Genomic DNA, 6316 nt, shown 5'->3' with positions numbered 1-6316 from the left:
CTACGGCCCCGCCGCGGCCCGGGACGCCACCGAGGCCGGCGCCCACCGCGAGGCCGCCGCCCATCTACGGCTCGTGTTGCGGCAAAGGCACCGCTACACCCCCGCCGAACTCGCCGACCTGCTCGAACGCTACGCCGTGGAGTGCTACACCCTCGCCGACTCCGTCGAGGCGGTCGCCGCCCAGCAGGACGCCGTGGCCCTGCGCCGCTCGCTCGGCGACACACTCGCCCTCGGCGCCGATCTGCGCTGGCTGTCCCGCATCCACTGGTGGGCGGGCCACGCGGAGGAGGCCCAGGACGCGGCGCGGGAGGCCATCGACGTCCTCGAACACGCCGGTGACGACCGCCTGTTGGCCCTCGCGCTGAGCAACACCGCCCAACTGCGGATGCTGTCCGACCGGTACGCCGAGGCCATCGCGCACGGCGAGCGAGCCATCGCCCTGGCCCGCCGCGCGGACGACGCCGCGATCCTGGCCCACGCCCTGAACAACGTGGGCGCGGCACGCTGGCGCGACGGAGACCCGGACGGGCGGCGGCAGTTGGAGGAGAGCCTCGCCGTGGCGCTGGCCGCGGGCGAGGTCGAACACGCCTGCCGGTCCTACGCCAACATCATCTGGTCCCTCCTCGACAACCTCCGGTACGCCGAGGCCGACCGGTACCTGCCCCCGGCCATGGAACTCGCCGACCGGGCCGAGCACTTGGGGTTCTTCAACTACCTCCACGTCGAGCAGGCCATGCGCCGACTCGCCGCCGCCGACTGGGAGGACGCCGAGCGGCACGCCGAGTACGGGATGCACGACTTCGTACCGGCCCGCTGTCCCGCGCTGACCGTCCTGGCCCGGGTGCGCATCCGGTGCGGCAGGCCCGGCGCCGACGAACTCCTCACGCAGGCCTGGGAGATCGCCGTACGGGCAGGGGAGTTGCAGCGCACCGGGCCGGTCGCGGCCGTACGGGCGGAGGCGGCCTGGCTGCGGGGCGACCACTTGGCGGCGGCCGAGGCGGCGGGGCCGGTCCACGCGCAGGCGCTGCGGCTGGGCCACGGGCCCTATCGGGCCGAACTCGGCTACTGGCTGAGCAAGGTCGGGCACCCCGTCACCGTCGACGACAGCGATCACCCGTACGCGTTGCAGGCCGCCGGCGACTGGAAACGGGCCGCGGACCTGTGGCAGCAGGCCGGCTGCCCCTACGAACACGCCGCAGCGCTCGCGGAGAGCCCCGACCCGGCCGACAAACTCACCGCGCTCACCCGACTCGACGCCCTCGGCGCCGAACCCCTCGCCCGCCTCGTCCGCGCCGAACTGCGCCACCTCGGCGTCCGCCATGTCCCGCGCGGCCCGCACGCGGCGACCCGGGGCAACCCGGCCGGTCTCACGGAACGCCAACTCCAGGTCGTACACCTGCTCGTGGACGGTCTGACCAACCCGGAGATCGCCAACCGCCTCGTCGTGTCCGTCCGCACCGTCGACAACCATGTGCGGGCCGTACTGGAGAAGCTCGACGCACCCACCCGACGGCAGGCCGCGGCCCGCGCCACGGAGCTCGGCCTGTTGCCCGGCGGCGAAACGTAGGTACCCGGCGCCGCCGAGCTGGGTGACGCGCACGGATGACCGCACAGTTCCGGTCGAAATAGAACAAGCAGGTCATCCAGAGCACCACGAAACGGGGGACCCATGTCCAGCACACCCGCACAGGCCGCTCGCCATGAACTGACCGGCTTCACCGGCGAGTTGATCGGTCCGGACGACGCCGCCTATCCGGCGGCCCGCGCCGTCTACAACGCGATGATCGACAAACGGCCTGCGCTCATTGCTCGTTGCGCCGACGCGGACGCCGTGGCCCGCGTGATCGCCTTCGCCCGCTCCCACGACCTGCCCCTCGCGATACGCGGCGGCGGCCACCACGGAGCCGGACTCGGCACCACCGACGGGGGAGTGGTCGCCGACCTCTCCCCGCTCAAGGACATCCACGTTGACCCCGCGGCCCGTACCGTCCGGGTCGGCGGCGGCTGTGTCTGGGGCGAGGTGGACCGCGCGACCAACGCGCACGGGCTCGCCACCCCCAGCGGCATCATCTCCACCACCGGCGTCGGCGGCATCGCCACCGGCGGCGGGCTCGGCCACCTCACCCGCAAGTGCGGGCTGACCATCGACAACCTGCTGGAGGCCGACCTCGTCCTCGCCGACGGCAGCCGGGTGCGAGCGAGTTCGGACGAGAACAGCGACCTGTTCTGGGCGGTCCGGGGCGGCGGCGGCAACTTCGGCGTCGTCACTTCGTTCCTGTTCCGCCTGCACGAGATCAGCACGGTCGTCGCCGGGCCCACCTTCTGGCCGGTCGAGATCAGCGCCGAAGTCCTCACCGCCTACCGGGACTTCCTGCCGAACGCGCCCCGCGAGCTGAACGCCTTCTTCCTGCACGGCTGCGTGCCGCCCGCCCCGCCGTTCCCCGAGGAGATCCAGCTGCGCAAGACGGCGGGCGTCGTGTGGTGCTACACCGGCGGCGACACCGAGGCCGCCGCACGCGAGATGGCCCCACTGCTCGCCGCACTGCCCGCACCGCTGCTGCACGCGGCCGGACCGATGCAACACCCCGACATGCAGGGCATGTTCGACGGGCTCTACCCGCCCGGCGACCAGTGGTACTGGCGGGCCGACTTCGTCAACGACATCCCCGACGAGGCCGTCGAACTCCACGCCAAGTTCGGCGCCGAGGTCCCCACCCCGCAGTCGACGATGCACCTCTACCCGATCGACGGCGCCGCCCACGACGTCGGCAACGACGAGACCCCGTGGGCGTATCGCGACGCACGCTGGGCATCCGTCTTCGCCGGCGTCGACAGGGACCCCGCCAACGCGGGCCTCATCAAGCAGTGGTCCATCGACTACCAGGAGGCCCTGCACCCGTACTCGGCGGGCGGCGCCTACGTGAACATGATGATGGACGAGGGTCAGGAACGTGTCCGGGCCAGCTACCGCGGCAACTACGAACGGCTGGCCCGAATCAAGGCCGACCGCGACCCGGACAACGTCTTCCGCCTCAACCAGAACATCCACCCGACCCCGAAACCGCGCTACGAGACCCGCCCGTAAGAACAGTTCCGAGGCCGGGCCGGCATCACGCGTTCGGGTCGAACGAGATGCCGGACGGCTCCGCGATGGACAGGGCGTAGTTGAAGTCGCTGTCCCTGATCTTCAGCGTGGCCGAACCGAAGTCCGCGGCCAGGAGCTTGTCCTTGAGGCCCGCCGGGTAGCCGTTCCAGCCCACCAGACGCGGGTAGAACCAGTTGCCGGTGGCGTTCTCCGCGGGCTCGTCGTTGGTGTTGGCGAAGCGGAAGTCGTGCGAGCCGATGCCGTCCTTGTGGTAGACGATCTTGGGGTGTGTGCCGTCGAAGCGCACCCCCGAGGCCGCCGACACCTGGTACGCGGAGTGCTGCGACACCGACACGTACTGGACCGTGTTGTCCTTGATCCACACCACGACGTGCTCCCAGTCGTGGGTGTGACCGATCGCCGCCGGGCCCAGTGTGACCTGGTCCTTCTCGAAGTAACTGGCGTACATCACCGCACACCAGTCGTTGTTGCACTTCGTCCGGGAGTACGTGTTCGAGTTGTTCAGCTGGGCGAGGTCGTGGCAGTGCCCGTTGACGTCACCGCCGAGCTTCAGCCCGGGGTTGATGGTGCCGTCCGTGCCGATGGCGGCCGTGGCGTAGCAGCCGTCGCCGTCGTAGTCGTAGGCGGGGGAGAAGGTCTGCTCCAGGCCGTCCGCGTTCTGCGGGAGCGCCGTCAGCACGGAGGCCTGGGCGGCCGTCGCCTGTCCGACCACGAGGGCCAGCGCACCGAGGACGGTGACGACGGCGGAACGGCGCAGGCGCCGGCTACGGCTCCGGGGCTTCGGGGCTCTTGCCGGGATTGCGGTGGGGGGTGTGGGTTGTGGCACGCCAACTCCAGATTCTTGGCTGTGGGGGCGCAACTGGCTGCGCCAGGTCCAGACCTTCGCAGGCCGGTGTGTGCACGTCAACACCCTTGCGATGTACGGGCTTTGGCGCACCGCTGAACTCTCCTACCTGTGCTTTTCCTGTGTTCCCGCGGCTCTCGGCGCGACCATGGCTCTTGGCGAACAGGTGCGCTAATTTGAGGTCCACGGCACAGGTGAATGGGCACCCGTGGTGAGTGCGGGAGGTTCTGGTTGACCCCGGCACAGCTTCGGGCCTTCGCGGCGACCGTCCGCCTCGGTTCCGTCAAGGCCGCCGCGGCCGATCTCGCCGTCACCGAGTCCGCCGTCTCCATCCACATCGCCCATCTGCGCAGAGAACTCGGCGACAAACTCTTCGCCCGCACGGCCAACGGGCTCGCGTTCACCCCCGGCGGGCTGCGGCTGGCCAGCCGGGCCGCCGAACTGCTGGGACTGCAGGACCGGACGATCCTGGAGGTACGGCAGGCCGGCTCCGGCCGACGACTGCTGCGCGTCGCCGCGTCGAGCCTGTTCGCCGAACACGCCGCACCCGGCCTGATCGAACTGTTCGCGGGCCGCGCCGACGACCTCGACGTCGAACTGAGCGTGCACAGCCCGCAGAAGTTCGCCTCCCTGCTGCTCACCCGCTCCGTCGACGTGGCCGTCGGACCCCGCCCCGCCACCCTCGACTCCACCCTGACCTGTACGCACTTCCTCAACTACCAGGTGATCGCCGTCGTGGGGCCCGACCATCCCCTTGCCACCTCGACGAGTGTCGGTGCCGCCGAACTGCGCGGGCAGACCTGGCTGTTGGGTCCTTCGGCGGTCGGGCGGACAGGCATGGTGCCGTCGGTACTGCGCCGGCTTGGCATCCCCGAACACAACCAGCGGATCTTCCAGAGCCATGCCGCCTCCGTCGACGAGGCCAAGCGCGGCAAAGGAGTTGCTCTCGCGGTCGCCTTCGCCGTGACGAAGGATCTCGCCGAGGGTGACCTCCGTCGGCTCAGCGGCCCCCAACTCCCCGCGCGCGGTTCGTGGAACCTGCTCACCCTGCCCGACCGTGACGCGCCGCCCGCTGCCGCGGAGCTGCGGCGGTTTGTCACCACGCCGCGGGCCACGCAGGCGATGCTGCGTGGTGCGGGGGTTACGGCTGGGCGATTTCGGCCTGCGATCCATGTGACGTTGTGGAGTTGAGGGCTGCGCTCGGTCTGTGGTCCGTTTTCCGCGGGCCGGTGGGGGCTGGTCGCGCCCACGCGGCGCAGCCGCATATCGATTCAGCCCCGCGCCCCTAACGGGCGCGCCCCGCGCCGCCTCCCGAGGCTTGCGATCTCGTCCGGTACCCGCAGCAGTGCGCCGAAGCTGTCGGCCGGTAGCAGTAGGTCGACGTACGGCAGGGCTGCCGTCATCGTCGTCGTGCGGGGTGTGAAGCCGGGGGCCGCGGCCCGGGGGTTGAGCCAGATCACCGTGTGGGCGCGGCGTCGTAGTCTGGCCATGACCGTGGCCAAGCGGTGCGGTGGGTCGCCGTCCCAACCATCCGAGGCGATCAGTACGACCGCCCCGCGCAGGGTGCCGCCGTGGTGCGAGGCGAGGAGCGTGCCCAGGCAGTGGGCGATGCGGGTGCCGCCGAACCGGTCGGTGACCCGCTCCGACGCCTCGTCGAAGGCCTCCCGCGCCGAGCGGTGCGCGAGCACCGGCGTGAGCCGGGTCAACGACGTGGCGAACGCGAAGACCTCGGCACGGGTCGACACCGCGAGGGCCCGCATCAGGTACAGATACGCCACCGCCTGCGCCTGCATCGACCGGCTCACGTCACACAGCACCACGACGCGGCGCGGCCGGTCCACCGGTCCCGCCCGGACCAGCCGTACGGGCTCCCAGCCGGTGCGCCGGGCCCGGGCCACCGTCTCCCGGACCGCCACCCGGTGACCGCCCGTCCGCACGGTGAGGCGCCTGGTACGGCGCACGGGCCACTCGCGCAGCCGCGCCTCCAGCCAGCGACCGAGCAACTCGGCCTGTTCCGGGCCGAGTTCACCGAACGGTGTGTCCACCGCCGCCGCCAGATCGCTCGGCAGCCGCTCGGGCAGGGTCAGGGCGTGGTCCGTACGGTGTTCGGCGGTGTCCACGGCGGGCGGCAGGGTCACCCACGGCAGACCGGCACCGCCGACGGGAGTGCCGGGGAGGGCGTCGGCCCGAGCCCCGTCCCGTCCGCTTGCGCCCGCGCCGTGCCCGTCTCGGCGCGCGTTCGGGTCGAGAGCGAGGACGGACTGCCCGAAGACCGCGTCGAAGACCTGGTCGAAGAGGGCCAGTTCGGGATGGTCGCGTACAAGAGTGACGCGCGCCGTCCAGTACAGCGACGTGCGCGTCCCGGG

At 71.4% G+C, this 6316-nt stretch carries 5 protein-coding genes; 3 read left to right on the top strand and 2 right to left on the bottom strand.

Going from position 1 to position 6316, the window contains the following annotated elements:
• Both R6V09_RS43035 and R6V09_RS43030 read left to right on the top strand, forming a co-directional pair.
• Nucleotides 1–1567 (top strand): helix-turn-helix transcriptional regulator (locus R6V09_RS43035; protein WP_317886926.1); only part of this gene is annotated, 1567 nt, incomplete at its 5' end.
• Nucleotides 1568–1669: 102 nt separating this feature from the next.
• Nucleotides 1670–3085, top strand: coding sequence for an FAD-binding oxidoreductase (locus tag R6V09_RS43030; protein WP_317886925.1), 1416 nt, complete (start codon nt 1670–1672; stop codon nt 3083–3085).
• Between the two features lie 25 nt (nt 3086–3110).
• On the opposite strand, the gene R6V09_RS43025 is transcribed toward R6V09_RS43030, so the two are convergent.
• Entirely contained in the window at nt 3111–3863 is a 753-nt protein-coding gene (locus R6V09_RS43025) for an NPP1 family protein (protein ID WP_442810256.1), read from the bottom strand.
• A gap of 318 nt (nt 3864–4181) precedes the next feature.
• On the opposite strand from R6V09_RS43025, the gene R6V09_RS43020 reads away from it, so the two are divergent.
• Nucleotides 4182–5141, top strand: coding sequence for a LysR family transcriptional regulator (locus R6V09_RS43020; protein ID WP_317886924.1), 960 nt, complete (start codon nt 4182–4184; stop codon nt 5139–5141).
• An 80-nt stretch (nt 5142–5221) separates the two neighbouring features.
• Here R6V09_RS43020 and R6V09_RS43015 read toward each other — a convergent pair.
• On the bottom strand, nt 5222–6316 hold a 1095-nt coding region (locus R6V09_RS43015), incomplete at its 5' end, for a vWA domain-containing protein (RefSeq protein ID WP_317886923.1).

This window comes from Streptomyces sp. W16, assembly GCF_033194735.1.
Lineage (GTDB): Bacteria > Actinomycetota > Actinomycetes > Streptomycetales > Streptomycetaceae > Streptomyces.
Note: the sequence above shows the minus strand (reverse complement) of the source record. Positions and strands in the feature narration are given on the sequence as shown.